The following is a 19,763-nucleotide window of genomic DNA, read 5'->3' on the forward strand; positions in this document are numbered from 1 at the left end:
CAGACAAGACAGATGTTGTTTATGGAGTTGAGTCATGGGTACCCTTTTAAATCTCGTCAAACGCCACAAAGCGGGTGAAAACAACGGTATCTACGCCGTCTGTTCCGCACACCCACTGGTTATCGAAGCCGCGCTTGCTCAGGCATCCAATGATCATTCGATCCTGTTGATCGAAGCAACCTCTAACCAGGTCGATCAATTTGGCGGCTACACCGGTATGACCCCCGCAGACTTCCGTCATTTCGTTCTCGAGATGGCGGCGTCGCTGCACTTCCCTGCAGAGCAACTGATTCTGGGTGGCGATCATCTCGGACCTAATCGCTGGCAGAATCTCCCCGCCAGCGAGGCGATGCAACATGCTGACGATCTGATCGCGGCCTATGTGACTGCCGGCTTCAAAAAAATCCATCTGGACTGCAGCATGTCATGTGCCGATGACCCGGTACCGCTGACCGATGAGGTGGTAGCTGAACGCGCCGCTCGCCTGACGGCAATCGCCGAAAAAACCGCCATCACCCACTGGGGCAGCAGCGATATCGTCTATATCGTCGGCACCGAGGTACCGGTACCCGGGGGGGCTGCCGAGGCACTAGAAGGGCTGGTGGTGACCGCCCCGGATGCCGCACGCAAGACGCTGGAATGTCATCGCCAGGCCTTTGATCGGGCAGGCGTCGCCACCTGCTGGCCGCGCGTGATTGGCCTGGTGGTTCAGCCCGGCGTGGAGTTCGACCATACCCACGTCATCGACTATCACCCCAAGCAGGCGCAAGCACTCAGCAAAGTGGTCGAGGCTTACCCTAACCTGGTGTTTGAGGCTCACTCCACCGATTACCAAACCCCCTCTGCCTATCAGGCTTTAGTCACCGATCACTTCGCTATTTTGAAAGTCGGCCCGGCACTCACCTTTGCCCTGCGCGAAGCGCTGTTTAGCCTCTGTGCCATCGAGCAGGCAATCATGCCAGCAGACCAGCGTTCAAACCTGGTGCAAGAGATAGAACAACAGATGTGCGATGCCCCCGAATATTGGCAGAAATATTATCACGGCGATGCACAGCAGCAGCGCTTCGCCCGTCTCTACAGCTTCAGCGACCGTATCCGCTATTACTGGCCCAACCCGGCAATCCACCGTGCGCAGGAAACTCTGTTCAGCAACCTGTCACGCGTAGAGATCCCACTGCCACTGCTGAGCCAGTATCTGCCGGAACAGTTTAGTGCCGTGCGTGATGGTCAGCTAGAGCCCACACCCAATGCTCTGGTTTTACACAAGATCCGCCAGGTACTTCGCCATTACGCCAGCGCCTGCCAACTCAATTAATTTTTAAGGGAAACATGATATGCACCACTATCTCGGTCACGCAACCGATGAACTGACTCGCCTGAAAGCACTGATGACGGCAAAAGAAATTTGCCAGCAGCCCAACGCCTGGCGGAAAACCAGTGCCAGCATCGTGGCATGCCAGACAGCACTGCAGGCCTTTATGGCCCCGCTGCTCGCCAAGCGCGATCTGCGCATTATCATGACCGGTGCAGGCACCTCCGCCTTTATCGGCGACGCACTCGCCCCAACGCTGAACCAGATCAGCGGTAAACGCATCGATAGTGTCGCCACCACCGACCTAGTGTCCAACCCCTACCAGTATCTCAGCGAAAATGTGCCGACGCTGCTCGTCTCGTTTGGCCGCTCCGGTAACAGCCCGGAAAGCCTGGCCGCCGTTGCACTGGCCAACCAATGCCTCAGCGAGTGCTATCACCTGGTACTCACCTGCAACGCGGCGGGACAGCTGTATCAGCAGAGTATCGACAATCCGCGCGCTTTCGCTTTGCTCATGCCGGAAGAGACCCACGATAAAAGCTTCGCCATGACCTCCAGCTTCTCCTCCATGATGCTGTCCGCGCTATTGATACTTTCAGCAGATTACAACTCAACACAACGTGCTGAAAGAATTTGTAGGAGTTCTGAGGATCTAATCCCAGAATTTAATTCCAAAATTAGTAAAATAGCGGTTCAAAAATTTGATAGGGTTATCTACTTGGGCAGTGGTGGCTTGCAAGGTCTGGCCCAGGAATCTGCATTAAAATTGCTCGAGCTCACCGCTGGGCAGGTTGTCGCCAGTTACGACTCACCTCTGGGTTTCCGCCACGGGCCGAAATCCATAGTGAATAGTAGCACTTTGATTATTGTGTATATTTCCAACCATCCCTACACCCGTAAATTTGATCTGGACCTCCTGCAGGAACTCCGCCGCGATAATGTAGCAGCTAAGATTATCGCTATCACGGCACAGCAGGATGAGATCGTCGCGGAAGGTGATTTCTGGCTGGTCGATGATATGGCTACAGCAACGGATGCAGAGCTGTTATTCCCTTACGCCTTATTCGCCCAGATGTACGCCTTCCACCGCTCGCTAGCCCTGAGCAAAACTCCCGATAACCCTTGTCCGACCGGTGAGGTTAACCGCGTCGTTCAGGGTGTCACTCTCCATGAATTCAATAAATAATAGGTAGAGAACATGAGCGCACCAAATATTGTCTGGACCCGCATTGATGAACGTTTACTTCACGGTCAGATCCGCATCACTTGGGGAAAACACACTGAAGCCAACCTGATTCTGGTTGCCAATGATGAAGCAGCGGAGGGCCCGAATGCGGCCTTTATGCAGGCAGGGATGAAGGCCTCCGCGGGCGGCGAGTATGCCGTGCGCTTTTTCTCCATCCAGAAAACCATCGAGGTGATCCACAAAGCTTCGCCAAAACAGCGGGTGTTTATCCTGTGCAACACACCGACCGACGTTGCCCGCCTGGTCGAAGGGGGCGTGCCTATTACCCATTGTAATGTCGGCAATATGCACTTCCACGAAGGCCGACGCCAAATCGCAAAGACCGTCTCTGTCAACCAACAGGACATCGACGCCTTTGAACGGATGGTAAAGCTCGGCGTGAGCTGCACCGTGCAGAACACACCGGAGCAGACACCGGTTAATGTACTCGAACTCGCCCAGGTGGGCGCATAAGGAGTCGCTATGATTTTCGAAGCTTCGATCGTCGCTATCTGGGCCTTTTTCTGCGGTATAGATAAGTATGATGTCGCACTTAATATTCACCGGCCGTTGATCACCGGGCCGGTGGTCGGCCTGATCATGGGCGATATGAAAGTCGGGCTGATTGCGGGCGCCACGCTGGAGCTGGCCTGGCTTGGGCTGGTACCTAACGCGGGCGCCCAGCCGCCGGATGTTACACTCGGCACTATCGCCGCAGTGGCCTTTGCCATCATGACCGGACAGCCCGCAGCCGTTGCCATGGGTATCGGTATGCCTATCGCGGTGCTGATGCAGATGCTGGTGATCGGCTTCTTCGCCGTCACCTCTTTCACCATGGGGAAAGCCGATCAATATGCCGAACGGGCAGAGCCCAATGGCATCGACCGACTCCTGCTCGGCACGCTCGGGCTACGCGCGTTACTGTACGCCGTCGTGGCCTTTGTGACGGTCTACTTCGGTGAACATGCCGCTTCCTGGATCGATGAGAATGCCCCGAAAGCCCTGCTGGTCGGCCTGGGGATCGGCGCGAAGATGGTGCCAGCCATCGGTTTCGCCATGTTGCTGAAGATCATGTGGTCGAAAGAGGTAGCCGGCGTGTTCTTTATCGGCTTCGTCACCACCACCTATCTGAAACTGCCGATCATGGCGGTCGCCATCATCGGTGCCTCCGCTGCAGCTCTGTACTTCTTCTTCAGCGGTAACGGTAATAACGGCAATAACCACAACCAACCCGAGGACTTCGAAGATGGCATCTGATATGGCTAAGAACACCGGCGTCACCACGTCTCAGGCTTCCACCAGCCTGATCGACAACATTGATGCCTATGAGGACAGTACGCCCCGCAAGGTAATTACCAAGGGCGATCTCTGGAAGTGCGCCTTCCGTGGGCTGTTTATGGAGGGCAACTTTAACTTCGAACGTATGCAGGGCGGCGGGTTTGCCTACTCCATCATCCCCGCGCTGAAGAAAATTCACGGTAACAACCCGCGCGATCTGGCCAAGTCACTGAAAAATCATCTTCAGTTCTTTAACGCCAGCCCTAAGCTGTTCACCTTTTTGCTCGGCACCGCCGTGGCAATGGAGGAGAACAAGGAAAAGCCGTCCACCGTTAACGTGATGAAGGTGGCAGGTATGGGGCCGACCGGTGGTATCGGCGATGCTATCGACCATATGACGCTGATGCCACTGACGCTGGCGCTCGGCGCCTCCATCGCCATGGAGGGCTCGATCGCCGGTCCGTTCGTGTTCTTTATCCTGTACCAGCTGGTCCATTTCTTTGTCTATTTCGGCCTGATGTTTATGGGCTACCGCGCAGGTACCGCTGCCGTGGTCAATATGGGCGATGCGACCGAGAAGCTGGCCAAGGCCGCCAATATCATGGGGATCTTTGTTATCGGTGCGCTGTCTGCCACCTTTATCAAGGTACAAACCACGGCATCGTTGGAGCTGGGGGGCAAAGTTGTCGAACTGCAAAGCGCGCTGTTCGACAAGATCATGCCAAATCTGCTGCCATTGGCGCTGGTGTTTTTCATGTTCAAGATGGTGAAAGGTACCGGCTTCTGGGCAAAACCACCGGTGTTAATCTTCTCCACGCTGGCTGGTGGCGTGATCTTTCATCTGCTGGGGATCCTCTGATCCCTAACACAGGGGGGAGCCACGCTCCCCCAGGTACAGGAGCAATAGTTATGATTGGAATTGTGGTATCTGGACATATTCATTTCGCCTCAGGCATGCAGTCTGCGGTAGTGGCGATCACCGGCCAACAGACACAGATGGCCTTTGTCGACTTTACCGAGTCGATGTCTACCGATGCGCTTGAGCTCGCGCTGCGTCAGGCTGCCAGCGCAGTTGATAGCGGTGAGGGCGTACTGTTTCTTACCGATATCCCCGGTGGTTCCCCCGCCAACCGCGCGCTGAATATCCTGCAGGATACACCCGCCATCGAGGCGATCAGCGGCGCGAATCTGCCGATGATCGCCAACGCCGCCTTCGAGCGGGAGGGGACAACGCTGCAGGCACTGGTTACCACGCTATTGGAGATAGGTACCTCCAGCATGCAGGATATGCGTGCACAGCTCGAAATGGCGATGCAGTCTGCACCGGAAATACCTAGCGAAGACGGACTCTAGATGATGCGCTACGCCCTGTTACCCGACCGCGTCTTTACCCCCGAGGGTATTGTCGAAAATGGTGTTGTGACCATCGCTGCGGGCAAGATTGCCGCTATCGGTCAGGAGCCACCCGCCGACTGCGAACTGGTGCGGCTTGCTGGCTGCTCGCTGATGCCGGGGTTTATCGATATCCATATGCACGGCAGAGCCGGTGCGGATGTCATGGATGGCGAGGCCCGGGCGCTGCAGACTATCGCTAACTCACTGCCTCAGACTGGTGTTGTCGCCTGGGTCGGCACCACGGTAACCGCGCCCTGGGACAGTATTTTCACCGCGCTGGAGGCTATCCGTCAATTTACCGAGCAACCGCAGTACCAAGGTGCCGAATTGCTCGGCAGCTTTCTCGAAGGCCCCTACTTTACCGCACTGCACCGTGGCTCACACCCCACGGAATACCTGACGGCTCCCACCCTCGACCAGTTGGCAAAGCTGCACGACTGTGCAGGAGACAGCCTGCTGCGTGTCGCTGTAGCACCGGAGATAACCGGTGCCATGGACAGCATTGACTGGTTGGTTCGCCAGGGTATCAAGGTCGCCGTAGCCCACACCGATGCTTCGTTCCAACAGGTTACCGAAGCCTACCAACGCGGCGCAGATTGCGGTGTGCATCTGTTTAATGGCATGCGGGGTCTGCACCACCGTGAGCCGGGCTGCTGCGGTGCGGTGCTGTATCACGACATGCTGGCCGAGCTGATCGCCGACGGTATTCACGTCCATCCCGCCGTGATGCAGCTCGCCTATCGTATCAAGGGCTACCGTAAGATAGCGCTGATCACCGATTGCATGCGTGCCGGTGGCTTAGGCGATGGCGAGTATCAGTTCGGCGTACAGACGATCCGGGTCACCCACGGTGAGGCGCGTACCGCCAGCGGTTCTCTGGCAGGCAGCACCTGTAGCCTGGATCTGGCGCTACGTACTCTGGTACAGCAGTCTGCGGTGCCGTTGTGGGAAGCTGTACAGATGGTGACCTCGGTACCGGCGCACTATCTTGGCCTTGAGCACCGCCTCGGCCATATCGCGCTGGGTAGAGATGCCAATCTGACACTGATGAACGACGATCTCCAGGTGCAAGGCACGCTGCTCAAGGGCGAGTGGGCCTATCGCCATCCCGCCCTCACGGCAGTCCTTAATGACTCAGCCAGCTAAGGCTGCGCCCATAATCATACCCGCCGCCATTTGGCGGCTAACGATGAGAATCAATCAATGACAACCCATTCGCTTTTAGGGACGCAACAGCAGGCGCTGGACCTGATGAAACGGGTCTACCGCTGGCAAGCAGCTAATCAGACCCGCTCCGTGCTCCGTCGCACAGGCAAAACCCGTTTTATCAAAGATACCGACTGGGAGCGCGGTGTCTTCTGGTCCTGCGTCGCTGCCGCCTGGCAGTCCACGCAAGATGACGACTATCTACAGGGCGTAATGAACTACACCCTGCATACCGGATTCAGAACTGGCCCCAACCCGCGTTTTGCCGACGATATGGTCTGTTGTCAGGCCTATCTCGACGTGTATCCGCTGTTCGGCAAAACCGAGGCGCTGGAGCCAACTCTGGCCGCGCTGGATCTGATGGTTAATGCCCCCGAGCCGGGCAGAAAAGATTGGTGGTGGTGCGATGCGCTGTTTATGGCTCCCCCTGCGTTTGCCGCGCTGACGCAGCAGACCGGCGATCAGCGCTATCTCGACTATATGAACACCGCCTGGTGGGATGCTATCGACTACCTGCAAGATAGCGAAACCGGGCTGTTCTACCGCGATCACCGCTATATTCCCGATGGTCAGGGCACTGAACTGCGCGAAGCCAATGGCCACAAGGTGTTCTGGAGTCGGGGTAACGGCTGGGTGCTCGCCGCCCTTCCACGCCTGCTGGCCCGGATGCCGGAGCAGTTTGCCGATCGAGTACGCTACCTGGCACTGTTTCAGCAGCTCGCGGCCTCCATTACGCCTTATCAGCAACCCGATGGCTTCTGGCGTACCAGCCTGCTCGATCCCGATCGCTTCCCCGCACCGGAGAGCAGTGCCACCGCGCTGTTCTGCTACGGTCTGGCTTGGGGGATCAATCAGGGGGTGCTGGATGCCGATATTTATCTGCCGGTGGTTGAGCGGGCCTGGCGGGCGCTACAGACCGCCGTCCACGACAACGGTATGATCGGCTGGGTACAGCTTCCCGCCTTCAATCCACGCGACGTAAGCCGCGACCACAATATGGACTATGGCGCCGGCGCTTTTCTGTTGGCGGCAATGGAAGTGGCGACACTGACCGCCCGTTAATCTTATACCCGTCATACTTGAAGCTGCCTCTTTGTTGGCTACGCTCACTTGCCGCCGCGATGCAACGCCAATTATTTTGGGTATATACTGCGATATCAGAGAGCAGATAATCCTATCTGCTCTCTGTTGCTTACTAGCACAGCTAGATTTTCACCAATCGCTAAATTTTCAACAATCGAATGTATTCGGGCCGTGCATCCCGCGTCTCTATCGTCAGCAGCGAGTTATTCTGCTGCCTTACCAAGGTAACGGCGCTGTATGGCTCAGCCAGTGACCAGCTCCCTGCGATAAGGATCTGCGTTACCTGAATCTTGGAGAGATTGCTACCCCAGGGGCGGCTGTAGATACTAACCTCAACCTGATCGCCGTTGGCATCGATTTGATCGGGATCCTGGCCGCGATACAGCGCCAGATCGGGATTGACGATACTCAGATGCATTTCCTGTGCGTTGAGCTGATTTGCCAGCACCATCGCCGGGCTGTCGCTCCCGATGATCAGGGTTTCCGTCAGCCCCGCCACCGGTGAAAAGAACGCATAACCCTCGGTTCCTGTCACGCCATCACGCACAATATGTGCGGAAACATCTTGCCTGAGCACCTGATAGTCCGGCTTGCTTGAGCCGCTCGCCTCGATAACCACCGCATACTCATAGCTCTGTTGCTGCGGAGCCTTACCGTGATCGATCACCGCGGTCGCGAAGAGCCCCTGAGTTGGCGTCCCATCGTCTTCATGGTTGGATGCCTGATTATCGTAAGAGAAGCGGACCTGCTGGCCTGCGGGAATAAAATAACGGTTGCCTGCCGGATCTTTAAATCGGGTCTCCCCCTGCAGCGACAGATGGGTTCCTATGCTATTGATCGCCTCACCGTTCACCTCAACCACCTCTCCCGCGGGTACCTTATGCTGGAACAGGGTTGTCTCGGTGTGGTGTTCAGTATCTCGATTGTCGATCGCCGAACCCAGCGCAATGATGCGATTGGCGAAAATAAAACAGGATTTGCGCGCCCGGAAGCTCTGCTGCTGATACTTGGCGTGGCCGTGCAACTTAACGGCAAACAGGCTGCTTTCATCCCCCAGCGTAGTCGCTCCTGAATAGGTCTCTGTGGAGAGCAACATCTCCTCGATACCCGCGCCCGGTAACTGATGTAGTGTGGCGATAAGTTGATCATTCGGTAGCTGGATCGCCGTCGTCCCCGGATAGCGGCTCCAGTTCCAGCCATCATGGCTGAAGGCACGCAGGCTATAGTCGGCAGGCTCGATGGCCACATGCCCATATTGCAGATAACGACCATACAGATTGTTGGCCTCGTAGGTTTCATTGCCGACGAGATAGCGGCTGAAACCTCTGGCGATCACCAGCCATGACTTGTCGGCCAGCACCGCACTGCGGCCCCGCTGTACGGCCATTGACGCATAGTTCATCGCCCAGGCACCGACCGGTTCACTCTCTGCAGGAATACCTTCGAAATCGGGCTTATTGGCCAGATAGGCATAGGCAGCGGCCAGTTCCCTATCGACAGTCTGCGTCCCATCGGGAGAGCCCGCCCGCGCCATCCATTGATAGGGCGCTGCGGAGATCACTTGTTTATCATCGGGATGACGTCCGCTTAGCGGCAGCGGGATATGCGTCTCTTTGGTGTAGATGCGCATTTTCAGCAACACCTCTTTGGCGCGCTGATGCGCCGCTTGGCTGAGTCTGAACGGACTGCCGCTGAGGCCGTAGATCGCAACGCCCAAGCCATTAAAGGCATCTTTACCGTAGGCGGGGTAGTGCTGACAGTGGTGGAATACCGACCCCTCCGGCTTGAATCCCCCACCAACACCGTCCGATGCCAGCAGCGTTTTACTCAGCCAGGACTGAAGCTGTGTCAGCAACGCTTCACGTACCGTGATTTCGGGTAGCAACAGGAAGCTCTTGATCATCCACTGCAATTGGGTATTCAAGATGTCGACATTGGAATCGATAATCGTCTCATCGGCTTCGTAAATACGCCCGGTGGCACTGAACCACATCATGGCCTGCTGTGCCGACGCCAACCATCCCCGTTGAGCCAGTACCCGTCGGCCGATAAACCAGGCATCGAACAGTTCACGCGTCTGGTAGCCCACATGGCTGACGATCTGATAGCCAGACCCTCCTTGCCAACCTTGCTCAAAGGCATAGCGGCTGCCATCGATAAAGCGGGCTTCCAACTGACGGCGATTCTCTGCGGAGAGCGAATCAGTACGCAAGAATTTGGCGGTCTCCAGCAGCGCTTTCCCCAGCACGCTGATATTGATGGTATCGGTCAATAACGCCAGGCTCTCCGGCGACAGGATCCCATCAACCCGCATAAAATTCTGACGCTTGGGATGATCCAGTGGCTTGCCGGTAATCGAGCCATCCGGGTTATCACGGAGCATAAACTGAGTATATTTCGCCAGGTTGGCGTCGATCTTTTCCTGTGAAATGGTACTGCTGCTGTTGACCGCCAGATGGCGATCGAAATTTTTATACAAGATCGCCGTATCGCCACTGGTATCGTCAAACGGCAGCGTGAAGTTAAAATCATCGTAATGCTCACGCAGCATCTGATCGTACATTAATACCGCCATCCAGTTTTTGTTGGGGCCGGTATTGACCGCTGGATTGATAAAGGGCACCACATAGTCTGGCGTCGGCCAGCGATGATCGACGGGAATAGACAGAATTATCTGATCAAACAAGAGTTGCCCCGCGCTCTCCGGAGCAATAATGGTCAGACGATCCATCCCCTCGATGGCCTCCCCTTGCATATCGCGAAAGGGAACGGCGATCCCACGCCAGCCCGAAAACGCCAGGCTGATACTGAAACTGGCGTTAACCGCCTCTCCTTGGCCAAAATGGAATGTCAGTTGCTCATCGAGCGGCTCTGCATGGTATAGCCAGGTGAGAAAAGTATGTGGTGTTGCCTCATCGGCTTGTGGCTGGAAGCCCACTTCCTGGTTCAAGATCAGCCGTGAACCCTGGGTAAATAACCATTGCAGCGATTGTTGGCCGTCGCGGGCATGCTGCGAGCTGATAGTCAGAGTAGAACCGCCATCGGTCGTTATGGTTGCCGGTACCTGATTCTCAAAAAAGTACATGTAACCGCCCGGTTCCAGATTCTCCACATATTGCGTTTTGCTACTGTTATTCATATTCATTACCTTTCAATTTAGAGGATCGATTTTTCACTTATTCATAATTAATGTTAATATAACAATCATCAATAAACCGAATTACACAGGAAATATAGCCTTTTACGTAACAACATCCATTAATTTACCGAATATTTTAGAGAATAACCACCACTTACAAAACCTTTCGATAGTTGTGATAAAAATCACTAAAACCTTCGTTTACTTACGTATAATCGATGGATATATCAAGATCTGCCGAGGAAAGCGATCAACAAAATGGCGAAGTCACATTCTCAATCCACCCGATTTCACATGATGGCGAAGCCCGTCAGTTACCGCTGTAACCTGAAGTGTGACTACTGTTTTTACCTCGAAAAAGAAGACATGATGGCGACACATCCGTCGGAGCGCATGAACGACGGCCTGCTGAAACGCTATGTGCGCGACTATATTCGCGCACAAGACGACGAAGAGATCGATTTCGCCTGGCAGGGAGGGGAGCCGACACTCGCCGGGTTGGATTTCTACCGCCAGGTAGTGAAATATCAGCAGCGTTATGCCGATGGCAAGCGTATTACCAACAGCTTTCAGACCAACGCAGTGGCGATCAACCATCAGTGGGCCGAGTTTTTCGCCGAACATGGCTTCCTGATCGGTGTCTCCATCGATGGTATGCCGGAGATCCACGATCGCTACCGGATTTCGGTTAACGGGCGCCCCACATTCGAGCGGGTCAAACGCGCCATCGAGCTACTGAAAACACATCAGGTCGATTTCAATACCCTGACGGTGATCAACGATCAAAACTGGCAGCGGGGCAAGGAAACTTATCAGGCACTGAAAGCGCTGGGGTCGCAGTTTATGCAGTTTATCCCTATCGTGGAGATCGACGGGCGCCAACAGGAGGAGCGCTATTCGCCCGGCAAAACCGCCAAGCTCGCGCCCTTCTCCGTCCCTCCCCATGGCTACGGCCAGTTTATGACCGATGTCTTCGACCAATGGGTGCAACAGGATGTAGGCCAGATCTTCATACGCGAGTTTGATAGCCTGCTGGCAAGTTGGCTCGGCTATCCCGCCTCGGTTTGTGTGCTCGCCCGCGAGTGTGGTCAGGCGCTGGTGATCGAGACCAATGGCGATGTCTACTCCTGCGATCACTATGTCTATCCCGCGAATAAGCTGGGTAATATGCAGGTGACTCCCCTCGGCACACTGGCGGGCAGCAAGCAGCAGCGGCGCTTCGGCAGTGCCAAACACGATAAACTGACCGGACAGTGCCTGCGCTGCGAGTTTCGGCCACTCTGCCACGGCGGCTGCCCTAAACACCGGATCACCCCCCTCGAAGGTGAGAAGCACCCGCATAACTATCTGTGTACTTCCTACCAGCAGATCTTCAACCACCTGGCGCCTGCGCTCAATATGATGGCGCAAGAGATCCAACGCGGCGGTGTTGCCGCCAACGTGATGCCCCGACTCGCACGATAAGGCTCCTGCTCTGGATAACCCTGATGACCGTAAAACAAATCAATGCCGAACCACGCCCGAAGATCCCCTACGAACATCCCGATGCACGCCGCTATCTGGCGTTATTCAAGGAGAACCTGATCCGCACCGTGGTGAAAAAAGCGCGTTACCCGCGCCATGACGCCGATATTCAGGCACAGTTCAATCAGCACAATGGCGATCTCCGCCAACAGTGCGAACAGCTGGTACGCTATGTTGCGGAAGCCTTTAATCATTATGCAGTATGGGATTACAGCCACGCCTATTACCCTGGCCGACCCAGCCAGCAGAATGCCCGTATGGATGCGATGGAAGGGGTTAGCAGAGTGCTGCCCACACTGGCTGCCTGGCTGAATGCCAACGGCGATAGCCCATTACTGGGGTTGAACGGCACAAGTCTCGATGTAGCCGAGATCCTGCGCAAAAGCTTTCTGGCGGGTACCCAACCACAGCACAAAGGTTACTGGGGTGAGATACAGGATTACGATCAGCGCATCTGCGAGAGCGCCGATCTGGCGCTGGCATTATGGCTCAGTAGAGCCTGGGTCTGGGATCGCTTTACCGCTGAGCAGCAACAGCAAGTTCAGCGCTGGTTTCAGCAGGTCAATCACTGCAAAACCGTCGATAACAACTGGCACCTGTTCCCATTGACCGTACAGATCGTGTTCAAGGCGCTGACCGGCGAAGACCAGGTCGAGCACGCCCGTTACCAGCGTATCAAGGCCTTCTATGTCGGAGACGGGTGGTTTCGCGACGGAGCGAAGGGAAACTATGACTACTACAATGCCTGGGGTTTCTTCTACTCTCTCTACTGGTTGGATCGCATCGACCCCACCTTCGACCCAGAGTTTATCTCACCGTCACTGGCCGCTTTTGTCGCCAACTACCGCTATCTCTTTACCCCTCAGGGGCTGCCTTTCTTTGGTCGCAGCCTGTGTTACCGGCTTGCCGCCGCAGCCCCTTTGCTCGCCGCTATCGATCAAGAGGATCCACTCCTGGCCCCCGGCGAAGCCAAACGAGCCTTCAGCACCAGCCTGCGTTACTTTATCGGCCAGGGCGCCCTGCGCAACGGCGCACCGACACCGGGGCTGTTTGCCGATGATTTCCGCCTGGTGGATAACTACAGTGGGCCTGCCAGCAGCTTCTGGTCGTTACGGGCGCTGAATATTGCGCTGTTCAGCGGCGAACGTTCGGGGTTATGGCAGGCCGAAGAGCTGCCACTGGCTGTCGAACAAGGCGATTTCGACCTGATGATCCCCGCCATCGACGCACGGTTTATTGGCGTTTTCGCAACGAAAGAGGTGATCGTCACCTTTCGATCGGAATACACCACCGAACAGACGCCACTAACCCGCCGCTTATTGACCCAATCCACCACTGATCGCCTGCTGGAAAGGGTCTCTGGGCGAGCAAGAAGGCCGAAAAACAACCTGTTAAGGAAAGGTATTACCTGTTACACATCGAAAATGTCTCATTTTTTTTAATTTCATAACCTTTCGATTAAACGATTTTATGTGATCAAAGTCTTTCCATTTTCTTTTTATTTCGCATAATATGAAATTCGAAAGCAAATGAAAATCAAAGAGGCCCTATCATGTTTCTTGTATCAACCAGGGAAATGCTGTTGCAAGCACAGGCGGGGGGTTACGCCGTTCCCGCCTTTAATATCCATAACCTAGAGACTCTGCAGGTGGTGGTCGAAACCGCTGCCGAAATGGCTTCACCGGTGATCCTGGCGGGTACGCCAGGTACCTTCAGCTATGCTGGCACGGCGTATCTGGTCAGCATGTGCCAAGAGGCCGCTCGGCGCTACAGTATCCCGATCGCGCTGCATCTGGATCATCATGAGTCCTTCAACGATATCCGCCAGAAAGTTGAGGCCGGTGTAAAATCTGCCATGATCGATGCCTCGCATTTCAGTTTCGAAAAAAATATCAGTCTGGTGCGGGAAGTGGTGCAACTCTGTCACCGCTGGGACTGCTCTGTCGAAGCAGAGCTCGGCCGCCTCGGCGGGCAAGAAGACGATCTGGTGGTTGAAGCACAAGATGCACGCTATACCGATCCCGACGCGGCGGTCGCTTTTATTGAGGCTACCGGCATCGATTCTCTGGCGATCGCCATAGGCACCGCACACGGCATGTATAAAGAGCAACCCAACCTCGACTTTGAACGCCTGGCACTGATCCGTAGCAAAACCGATACACCGCTGGTACTGCACGGTGCATCCGGTATTCCCGCCGCCGATGTACAACGTTGCATCGCACTGGGGATAACCAAGGTCAACGTCGCAACCGAGCTCAAGATCGCCTTCTCCGCCGCCATCAAACAGTATTTCGAGCAGCACCCTACCGCCAACGATCCCCGTCACTACCTTATCCCCGCCAAAGAGGCGATGAAGCAGGTCGTTCAAGCGAAAATTGCCGTATGTGGCAGCGAAGGCAAGCTATAAAGGAATATGAAAATGGCAAAACGGGTAGCCGTGCTATTGGCCGATGGCTTTGAGGAAGGTGAAGCCGTTATCTTTATCGATATTATGCGCAGGCTGGATATTCAGGTCGATGTCCTCGCCTGTCAGGATCGCCTCGAACTGAGCAGCGCCTACGCCACCCGCATATCTGCGGAGGATCGGCTGAGTAACCGAATCGATGCTATCTACGATGCCGTCATGCTGCCTGGCGGCCCCAAAGGGACGGATAATCTATCGGCCAACCCGCAGGCGATCGCTTTTATTCGCCAGCATATCGCCGCCGATAAATATATCTGTGCCCTCTGCTCCTCTGCGGCCAAGGTATTGGCCGCACACGGGCTATTGGCCGGCCGTCGCTATACCACCGGTGGCGGGCTGGAGAAAAAATTTCAGGATGGCCAGTTTGTCGATCGCAAAGTGGTGGTTGATGGTCGCTTTATCAGCGGCAAGGGATTTGGCGTCAGCTTTGAGTTCGCCTTTACCGTTGGCAAAATGCTACTGACCGAGCAGGTCGAGAAGGTCGATCGTCAGGCAGCACATATCTATTTCGATCACTGGCCGCTGCAGGAGGGATGAAATGCACATCGCCCGCAAAGAGAACTTAGCGGGCGATGTGTGTTTACGTCGTTGAGATTATTCTACCGTCACTGACTTCGCCAGGTTAGTAGACAAGAAAGGTTTTATAACTATTTGATATAGTTTTAATTTATTGAGTTCTATTGAGATGGTGTAGCCAAAGTGGCGGAAAGTCACAGGAGTCGAACCTGCCAGGGACCGCTGGCGGCCCCATCTGGATTTGAAGTCCAGCCGCCCCACCGGGAGCGATGACCTTCCATTTAGTCGGATAGGTACTATAAGCTAGGCCGATGATTATACATCTAAACCCCTAAGATTCGTATCCCTTATTTTGTGCTCAAGCGCTAATAACACCCCATTAAATGACCAAAACTGTTGTATTGTCATTGCTTACTAGCCGATCCTCTTCTGATTCTATCTTTCTGTTTTTAAAAAATAATTTCACCGTACTTCTCACGATACTCTTTAGGCGTGATGCCATGCTCTTTCTTAAAAACTGAATAGAAGTACTGCAACGACGGGTAGCCGCACATCTGCGAAATCTCATTGATTGCCAGCGTACTGGCAGCCAAAAACTCGCTGGCCCGATTGAGTTTTTCCTGATGAATCAGCCCATGAATCGTATTGCCGGTTTCATCTTTAAAGCGCTTTTCCAGATTGGAACGGGAAATTCCCACCGCATCCAGTACCTGTTCCACCTTAATCCCTTTACAGGCGTGATAACGAATAAAGTGCATGGCCTGAATAACCGCGGGATCGTGCAATGAACGGTAATCGGTTGAGCGCCGCTCGACCACTTTAATCGGCGGGACCAGAATCTTCTGAACCGGCATATCGGCCTGCCGCAGCATTTTATGCAGTAACTTAGCGGCCTGATACCCCATCTGGCGAGACCCCTGAGCCACGGATGAAAGGGCAACCCGCGACAGGTAACGGGTGAGCTCTTCATTATCAATACCTATAACGCATAGCTTTTCCGGCACTGCAATATCCAGGTGTTCACACACCTGCAGCAAATGGCGGGCACGGGCATCGGTTACGGCAATAATACCGGTATGGGCCGGCAGGTTTTGTAGCCAGTCGGCCAGCCGATTTTGAGCATGCTTCCAGTTCTCCGGAGCGGTCTCCATCCCCTGATACACCGAACTGCGGTAGCTTCCTTCGCTAACTAGCTGCCGGAAGGCATGTTCCCGTTCAGAGGCCCAGCGGCGGTTCGGATCGGGGGGAATGCTATAAAAAGCAAAGTGGTTCAGCCCTTTCTCTTTCAGGTGCATAAACGCAGCGCTAACCAGTGCATAGTTGTCAGTCGCAATATAGTTAACCGGCGGATAATCTTGCGCCCGATGATAAGAACCACCGACGCCAACCACCGGCACCGTAACGTGGCTCAGCGCCAGCTCAATTTGAGGATCGTCAAAGTCAGCAATAACCCCGTCACCCAGCCAGTCTTTAACATTGTCGATCCGGCAGCGGAAGTCTTCATCAATGAAAATATCCCAGTCACACTGAGATGCCTGTAAGTACTCACCAACACCTTCAACAACCTGTCGGTCATACACTTTGTTGGCGTTAAATAACAAGGTAATACGAAAGCGTTTTTCAAACATGGCGCGGGAATTCCTGATGAATAACCTAAGGTCAATGACGGGTTCTCATTGTCCAACGGGATAGCGATATAAGCACCATAGCCGGGAACAATACGGTTAAATAGCTAACCGCAACTTCTGTACCACAGCCTCTGATAAAATGTTAGATAACCATCCCAAAACTACAACGCTCCGCACATTCTTAACAAAGATTTATACAACCTTTCCTAAAAATATACGGAGCTGTAGAAAAACCTAATCTATAGCCTAAATAATTCAAGTTGCAGCCAATGCACCTGTAACTTGAAGTATGACGGATATATCAGGCTCTCTTTTTAGTTGCAGAATCCATCCATACTGCCAGTAATAAAATCGCGCCTTTGACGATATACTGCCAGAAGGTCGGCACGTCCAGCATGCTCATGCCGTTATCCAGTGATGCCATAATAAAGGCCCCCATCACTGCCCCGCCGACGCTACCAATACCACCGGCCAGGCTGGTACCGCCAATCACACAGGCGGCGATGGCATCAAGTTCAGCGATATTACCGGCAGAAGGCGAACCGGCCCCCAAGCGGGAGCTTAAAATCAAACCGGCAATGGCAACCATCAGGCCGTTGATGGCAAATACCGCCAGCTTGGTACGCTCAACGTTAATCCCCGATAGCCGCGCGGCATCAATATTGCCGCCAATAGCATAAATCCGGCGGCCAAACGCGGTTCGGGTCGCCATAAAAATACCGACTAACATCAGGGCTGCCAGCAGCAGAACCGGCGTTGGTACGCCCCGGTAATCATTGAGTAGATAAATCGCCCCCAGTAGAACGATGGCCATCATAGTTTGGCGCCCGACGTCGCTGCTCTTTGAGGTGACCGGTAGCCCCAGCGACTGGCGATGGGTTCTCTGCCGCCACTGCCAGATAACAAACAGCACCATAACGGCAAAGCCAATGCCAAAGCCCAGACCGTCTGAAAGATAGCTCTGCCCAATCTGAGACATCGCGTTGCTGGTCGGAGACACCGTGGTTCCGTTAGTGATCCCGACTAAAATACCGCGGAAGGCCAGCATACCGGCCAGAGTTACAATAAAAGAAGGTACCTTACGGTAGGCAACCCACCAGCCATTCCAAGCCCCGAGTAGTAGCCCCATCACCAGAGTGACCACAATCGTTAACGGTAATGGCCAGCCAAACCAGACGTCAAAAATAGCCGCTGCACCGCCTAAAAGCCCCATCATTGAACCAACAGACAGATCGATCTCGGCAGAAATAATCACAAAGACCATACCGACGGCCAGAATCCCGGTGATTGCCGTTTGTCTGAGCAGGTTGGAGATATTTCTCGGGCTGATATAGGCTCCGTCAGTCGCTACGCTAAAAAAGATGATAATCGCCACAATAGCGGCCAGCATGACAAAAACCTGAAGGTTGATCTTCTTAGCACCGTCTGCGGGTGATAACGCTTTTTTAAACATGATGTTCACTCCTGAGTGCTGCTTCCATAATTTTTTCCTGAGTCAGAGACTGATTGACTAAATCGGCTTTGATACAACCTTCATGCATCACCAATACCCGATCGCTTAAACCCAGTACCTCCGGTAATTCAGATGAGATCACGATTAACGCAATCCCCTGTTCTACCAGTTGATTAATCAGCTTATAAATTTCATATTTGGCGCCAATATCAATACCGCGCGTTGGCTCATCAAGAATCAAAATTTTAGGATTAAGCAGCAGGCATTTAGCCAAAATTGCTTTTTGTTGATTACCGCCACTCAGGCGGGCAATGGCCAGCTCCGGTGAAGATGTTTTAACTTTTAAGCGCTGAATGGATTGCTGAATGGTTGACTGCTCTTTGGCATCATCCAATATGCTTAACCAGCCGCTGAAGTCATCCAAGGCGGCCAAGGTCATATTGGCACCGACGCCCATCACCGGAATAATGCCGTCTTTCTTACGATCCTCCGGCACCATCGCTATGCCATGTTTAATTGCGTCCTGACAGCTGCGAATTTTTACCGGCTGACCGTCAATTTTAATCTCCCCCTGCCAGCGCCCCCGATAGGCCCCGAACAGACACTGGACGGTTTCAGTACGACCGGCGCCCACCAAACCGGCAATGCCCAGAATCTCGCCGCGATGCAGAGAAAAGGAGACATCATTCACCCGTTTGATATGGCGGTTAATCGGGTGCCAGGCCGTCAGGTTATCAACCCGCAGAATCTCTTCGCCGATAGTGTGTTCAGACTGAGGATAAAGCTCTTTCAGCTCTCGTCCGACCATCATGGCAATAATGGCATCTTCATCCATTTCGCTGGCCTGACGGGTACCGATATGCTTGCCATCGCGAATAACACAGATCAGATCTGAAATGGCTTTTACTTCATTAAGCTTGTGGGAAATATAGATACAGGCGATATCGTGGCTTTGCAGGTCGCGGATAATATTCAACAGGATTTCAGTTTCGCTTTCCGTCAGGGAAGCCGTCGGCTCATCCAGCACCAATAAACGAACCTGTTTATTCAGCGCTTTGGCAATCTCTACCAGCTGTTGCTGCCCTAAACCTAACTCACCCACCTTAGTATTCGGGCTGACCGCTAACTTGACCTGCTGTAACAGACGCTGGCAGCGCAGATACATTGAGTCATAGTCCATAATGCCGAAGCGCCCGCGTTCCGAGCCGAGAAAAATATTCTCAAGCACCGTCATCTCTTTTACCAATGCCAGTTCCTGATGAATGATCGCAATGCCTTTTTGTTCGGTATCGCGAATATTTTTGGCCTGAATCAGGTCACCGGAGAACAAAATATCTCCTTGATACTGACCATGAGGGTAGATCCCGCACAGTACTTTCATTAACGTTGACTTGCCTGAACCGTTCTCTCCACAGAGAGAAAGCACCTGACCGGCATTCAGCGTTAAAGAAATATCATCAACCGCTTTAACATCACCAAAGGCCTTGGTGATGTTTTTCATTTCTAACAGGTGTGGCATTACGATGTACTCCACCAAGAC

16 protein-coding genes and 1 tRNA gene are annotated in these 19,763 nt (G+C 53.9%); 12 read left to right on the forward strand and 5 right to left on the reverse strand.

All coding sequences use genetic code 11. From position 1 onward, the window contains the following. The first annotated feature begins 34 nt into the window (after positions 1 to 34). The 8 genes from kbaZ to YWE_RS0104060 are packed head-to-tail and all read left to right on the forward strand — an operon-like array spanning position 35 to position 7,478. Complete coding sequence (gene kbaZ, locus YWE_RS0104025; protein ID WP_029093357.1) at positions 35 to 1,315, forward strand: tagatose-bisphosphate aldolase subunit KbaZ; 1,281 nt, start codon at positions 35 to 37, stop codon at positions 1,313 to 1,315. 19 nt (positions 1,316 to 1,334) lie between these two features. After that, a complete protein-coding gene (locus YWE_RS0104030; RefSeq protein WP_029093358.1) occupies positions 1,335 to 2,498 on the forward strand; it encodes an SIS domain-containing protein in 1,164 nt (387 codons plus the stop codon). A gap of 12 nt (positions 2,499 to 2,510) precedes the next feature. Beyond that, on the forward strand, positions 2,511 to 3,011 hold the full coding sequence (gene agaV / locus YWE_RS0104035) for a PTS N-acetylgalactosamine transporter subunit IIB (RefSeq protein WP_029093359.1): 501 nt from the start codon (positions 2,511 to 2,513) through the stop codon (positions 3,009 to 3,011). Between the two features lie 9 nt (positions 3,012 to 3,020). Further along, positions 3,021 to 3,794 carry a PTS N-acetylgalactosamine transporter subunit IIC gene (agaW, locus tag YWE_RS0104040; RefSeq protein ID WP_029093360.1) on the forward strand — a complete coding sequence of 258 codons (774 nt, stop codon included), beginning with the start codon at positions 3,021 to 3,023 and terminating at the stop codon, positions 3,792 to 3,794. A gap of 1 nt (position 3,795) precedes the next feature. Beyond that, complete coding sequence (locus YWE_RS0104045) at positions 3,796 to 4,674, forward strand: PTS system mannose/fructose/sorbose family transporter subunit IID (RefSeq protein WP_248595841.1); 879 nt, start codon at positions 3,796 to 3,798, stop codon at positions 4,672 to 4,674. Between the two features lie 50 nt (positions 4,675 to 4,724). Next, positions 4,725 to 5,168 (forward strand): PTS galactosamine/N-acetylgalactosamine transporter subunit IIA, encoded by a 444-nt coding sequence (gene agaF / locus YWE_RS0104050; RefSeq protein WP_029093362.1) that lies wholly within the window; start codon positions 4,725 to 4,727, stop codon positions 5,166 to 5,168. A gap of 3 nt (positions 5,169 to 5,171) precedes the next feature. Continuing rightward, positions 5,172 to 6,356, forward strand: a complete 1,185-nt coding sequence (gene nagA, locus YWE_RS0104055) for an N-acetylglucosamine-6-phosphate deacetylase (RefSeq protein ID WP_029093363.1) — start codon at positions 5,172 to 5,174, stop codon at positions 6,354 to 6,356. A 57-nt stretch (positions 6,357 to 6,413) separates the two neighbouring features. Next, positions 6,414 to 7,478, forward strand: coding sequence for a glycoside hydrolase family 88/105 protein (locus YWE_RS0104060; RefSeq protein WP_029093364.1), 1,065 nt, complete (start codon positions 6,414 to 6,416; stop codon positions 7,476 to 7,478). Between the two features lie 160 nt (positions 7,479 to 7,638). Here the strand turns inward: YWE_RS0104060 and YWE_RS26570 are convergent, their stop codons facing one another. Further along, positions 7,639 to 10,638: a chondroitinase family polysaccharide lyase gene (locus YWE_RS26570; RefSeq protein ID WP_051323181.1), complete on the reverse strand. Its 3,000-nt coding sequence runs from the start codon at positions 10,636 to 10,638 to the stop codon at positions 7,639 to 7,641. Positions 10,639 to 10,896: 258 nt separating this feature from the next. Here YWE_RS26570 and YWE_RS0104070 point away from each other — a divergent pair, with 258 nt between their 5' ends. From YWE_RS0104070 to YWE_RS0104085, 4 genes are all read left to right on the forward strand, one after another. Next, entirely contained in the window at positions 10,897 to 12,102 is a 1,206-nt protein-coding gene (locus tag YWE_RS0104070; RefSeq protein WP_029093365.1) for an anaerobic sulfatase maturase, read from the forward strand. Between the two features lie 23 nt (positions 12,103 to 12,125). Continuing rightward, positions 12,126 to 13,604 carry a DUF2264 domain-containing protein gene (locus YWE_RS0104075; protein ID WP_029093366.1) on the forward strand — a complete coding sequence of 493 codons (1,479 nt, stop codon included), beginning with the start codon at positions 12,126 to 12,128 and terminating at the stop codon, positions 13,602 to 13,604. 110 nt (positions 13,605 to 13,714) lie between these two features. Beyond that, positions 13,715 to 14,569 (forward strand): tagatose bisphosphate family class II aldolase, encoded by an 855-nt coding sequence (locus YWE_RS0104080; RefSeq protein ID WP_029093367.1) that lies wholly within the window; start codon positions 13,715 to 13,717, stop codon positions 14,567 to 14,569. A gap of 12 nt (positions 14,570 to 14,581) precedes the next feature. Further along, entirely contained in the window at positions 14,582 to 15,163 is a 582-nt protein-coding gene (locus YWE_RS0104085) for a DJ-1/PfpI family protein (protein WP_029093368.1), read from the forward strand. A 163-nt stretch (positions 15,164 to 15,326) separates the two neighbouring features. Here YWE_RS0104085 and YWE_RS30320 read toward each other — a convergent pair. The 4 genes from YWE_RS30320 to YWE_RS0104100 form a co-directional block, all read right to left on the reverse strand. Beyond that, positions 15,327 to 15,421: transfer RNA gene (locus YWE_RS30320), tRNA-Sec, on the reverse strand. 170 nt (positions 15,422 to 15,591) lie between these two features. Beyond that, positions 15,592 to 16,770: a D-xylose utilization transcriptional activator XylR gene (gene xylR / locus YWE_RS0104090; RefSeq protein WP_029093369.1), complete on the reverse strand. Its 1,179-nt coding sequence runs from the start codon at positions 16,768 to 16,770 to the stop codon at positions 15,592 to 15,594. A gap of 301 nt (positions 16,771 to 17,071) precedes the next feature. After that, a complete protein-coding gene (gene xylH / locus YWE_RS0104095) occupies positions 17,072 to 18,223 on the reverse strand; it encodes a xylose ABC transporter permease XylH (RefSeq protein ID WP_036014985.1) in 1,152 nt (383 codons plus the stop codon). Then, positions 18,216 to 19,742: a xylose ABC transporter ATP-binding protein gene (locus YWE_RS0104100; protein WP_029093371.1), complete on the reverse strand. Its 1,527-nt coding sequence runs from the start codon at positions 19,740 to 19,742 to the stop codon at positions 18,216 to 18,218. The genes xylH and YWE_RS0104100 overlap by 8 nt, the downstream gene beginning before the upstream one ends. Positions 19,743 to 19,763 lie beyond the last annotated feature (21 nt).

This window comes from Budvicia aquatica DSM 5075 = ATCC 35567 (assembly GCF_000427805.1).
Classification (GTDB): Bacteria; Pseudomonadota; Gammaproteobacteria; order Enterobacterales; family Enterobacteriaceae; genus Budvicia; species Budvicia aquatica.

Bases quoted from the DNA above. Each gene is read 5' to 3' on its own strand.
- kbaZ (WP_029093357.1), top strand. From the start codon at position 35: ATGGGTACCCTTTTAAATCTCGTCAAACGCCACAAAGCGGGTGAAAAC.
- YWE_RS0104030 (WP_029093358.1), top strand. From the start codon at position 1,335: ATGCACCACTATCTCGGTCACGCAACCGATGAACTGACTCGCCTGAAA.
- agaV (WP_029093359.1), top strand. From the start codon at position 2,511: ATGAGCGCACCAAATATTGTCTGGACCCGCATTGATGAACGTTTACTT.
- agaW (WP_029093360.1), top strand. From the start codon at position 3,021: ATGATTTTCGAAGCTTCGATCGTCGCTATCTGGGCCTTTTTCTGCGGT.
- YWE_RS0104045 (WP_248595841.1), top strand. From the start codon at position 3,796: ATGGCTAAGAACACCGGCGTCACCACGTCTCAGGCTTCCACCAGCCTG.
- agaF (WP_029093362.1), top strand. From the start codon at position 4,725: ATGATTGGAATTGTGGTATCTGGACATATTCATTTCGCCTCAGGCATG.
- nagA (WP_029093363.1), top strand. From the start codon at position 5,172: ATGCGCTACGCCCTGTTACCCGACCGCGTCTTTACCCCCGAGGGTATT.
- YWE_RS0104060 (WP_029093364.1), top strand. From the start codon at position 6,414: ATGACAACCCATTCGCTTTTAGGGACGCAACAGCAGGCGCTGGACCTG.
- YWE_RS26570 (WP_051323181.1), bottom strand. From the start codon at position 10,638: ATGAATAACAGTAGCAAAACGCAATATGTGGAGAATCTGGAACCGGGC.
- YWE_RS0104070 (WP_029093365.1), top strand. From the start codon at position 10,897: ATGGCGAAGTCACATTCTCAATCCACCCGATTTCACATGATGGCGAAG.
- YWE_RS0104075 (WP_029093366.1), top strand. From the start codon at position 12,126: ATGACCGTAAAACAAATCAATGCCGAACCACGCCCGAAGATCCCCTAC.
- YWE_RS0104080 (WP_029093367.1), top strand. From the start codon at position 13,715: ATGTTTCTTGTATCAACCAGGGAAATGCTGTTGCAAGCACAGGCGGGG.
- YWE_RS0104085 (WP_029093368.1), top strand. From the start codon at position 14,582: ATGGCAAAACGGGTAGCCGTGCTATTGGCCGATGGCTTTGAGGAAGGT.
- xylR (WP_029093369.1), bottom strand. From the start codon at position 16,770: ATGTTTGAAAAACGCTTTCGTATTACCTTGTTATTTAACGCCAACAAA.
- xylH (WP_036014985.1), bottom strand. From the start codon at position 18,223: ATGTTTAAAAAAGCGTTATCACCCGCAGACGGTGCTAAGAAGATCAAC.
- YWE_RS0104100 (WP_029093371.1), bottom strand. From the start codon at position 19,742: ATGCCACACCTGTTAGAAATGAAAAACATCACCAAGGCCTTTGGTGAT.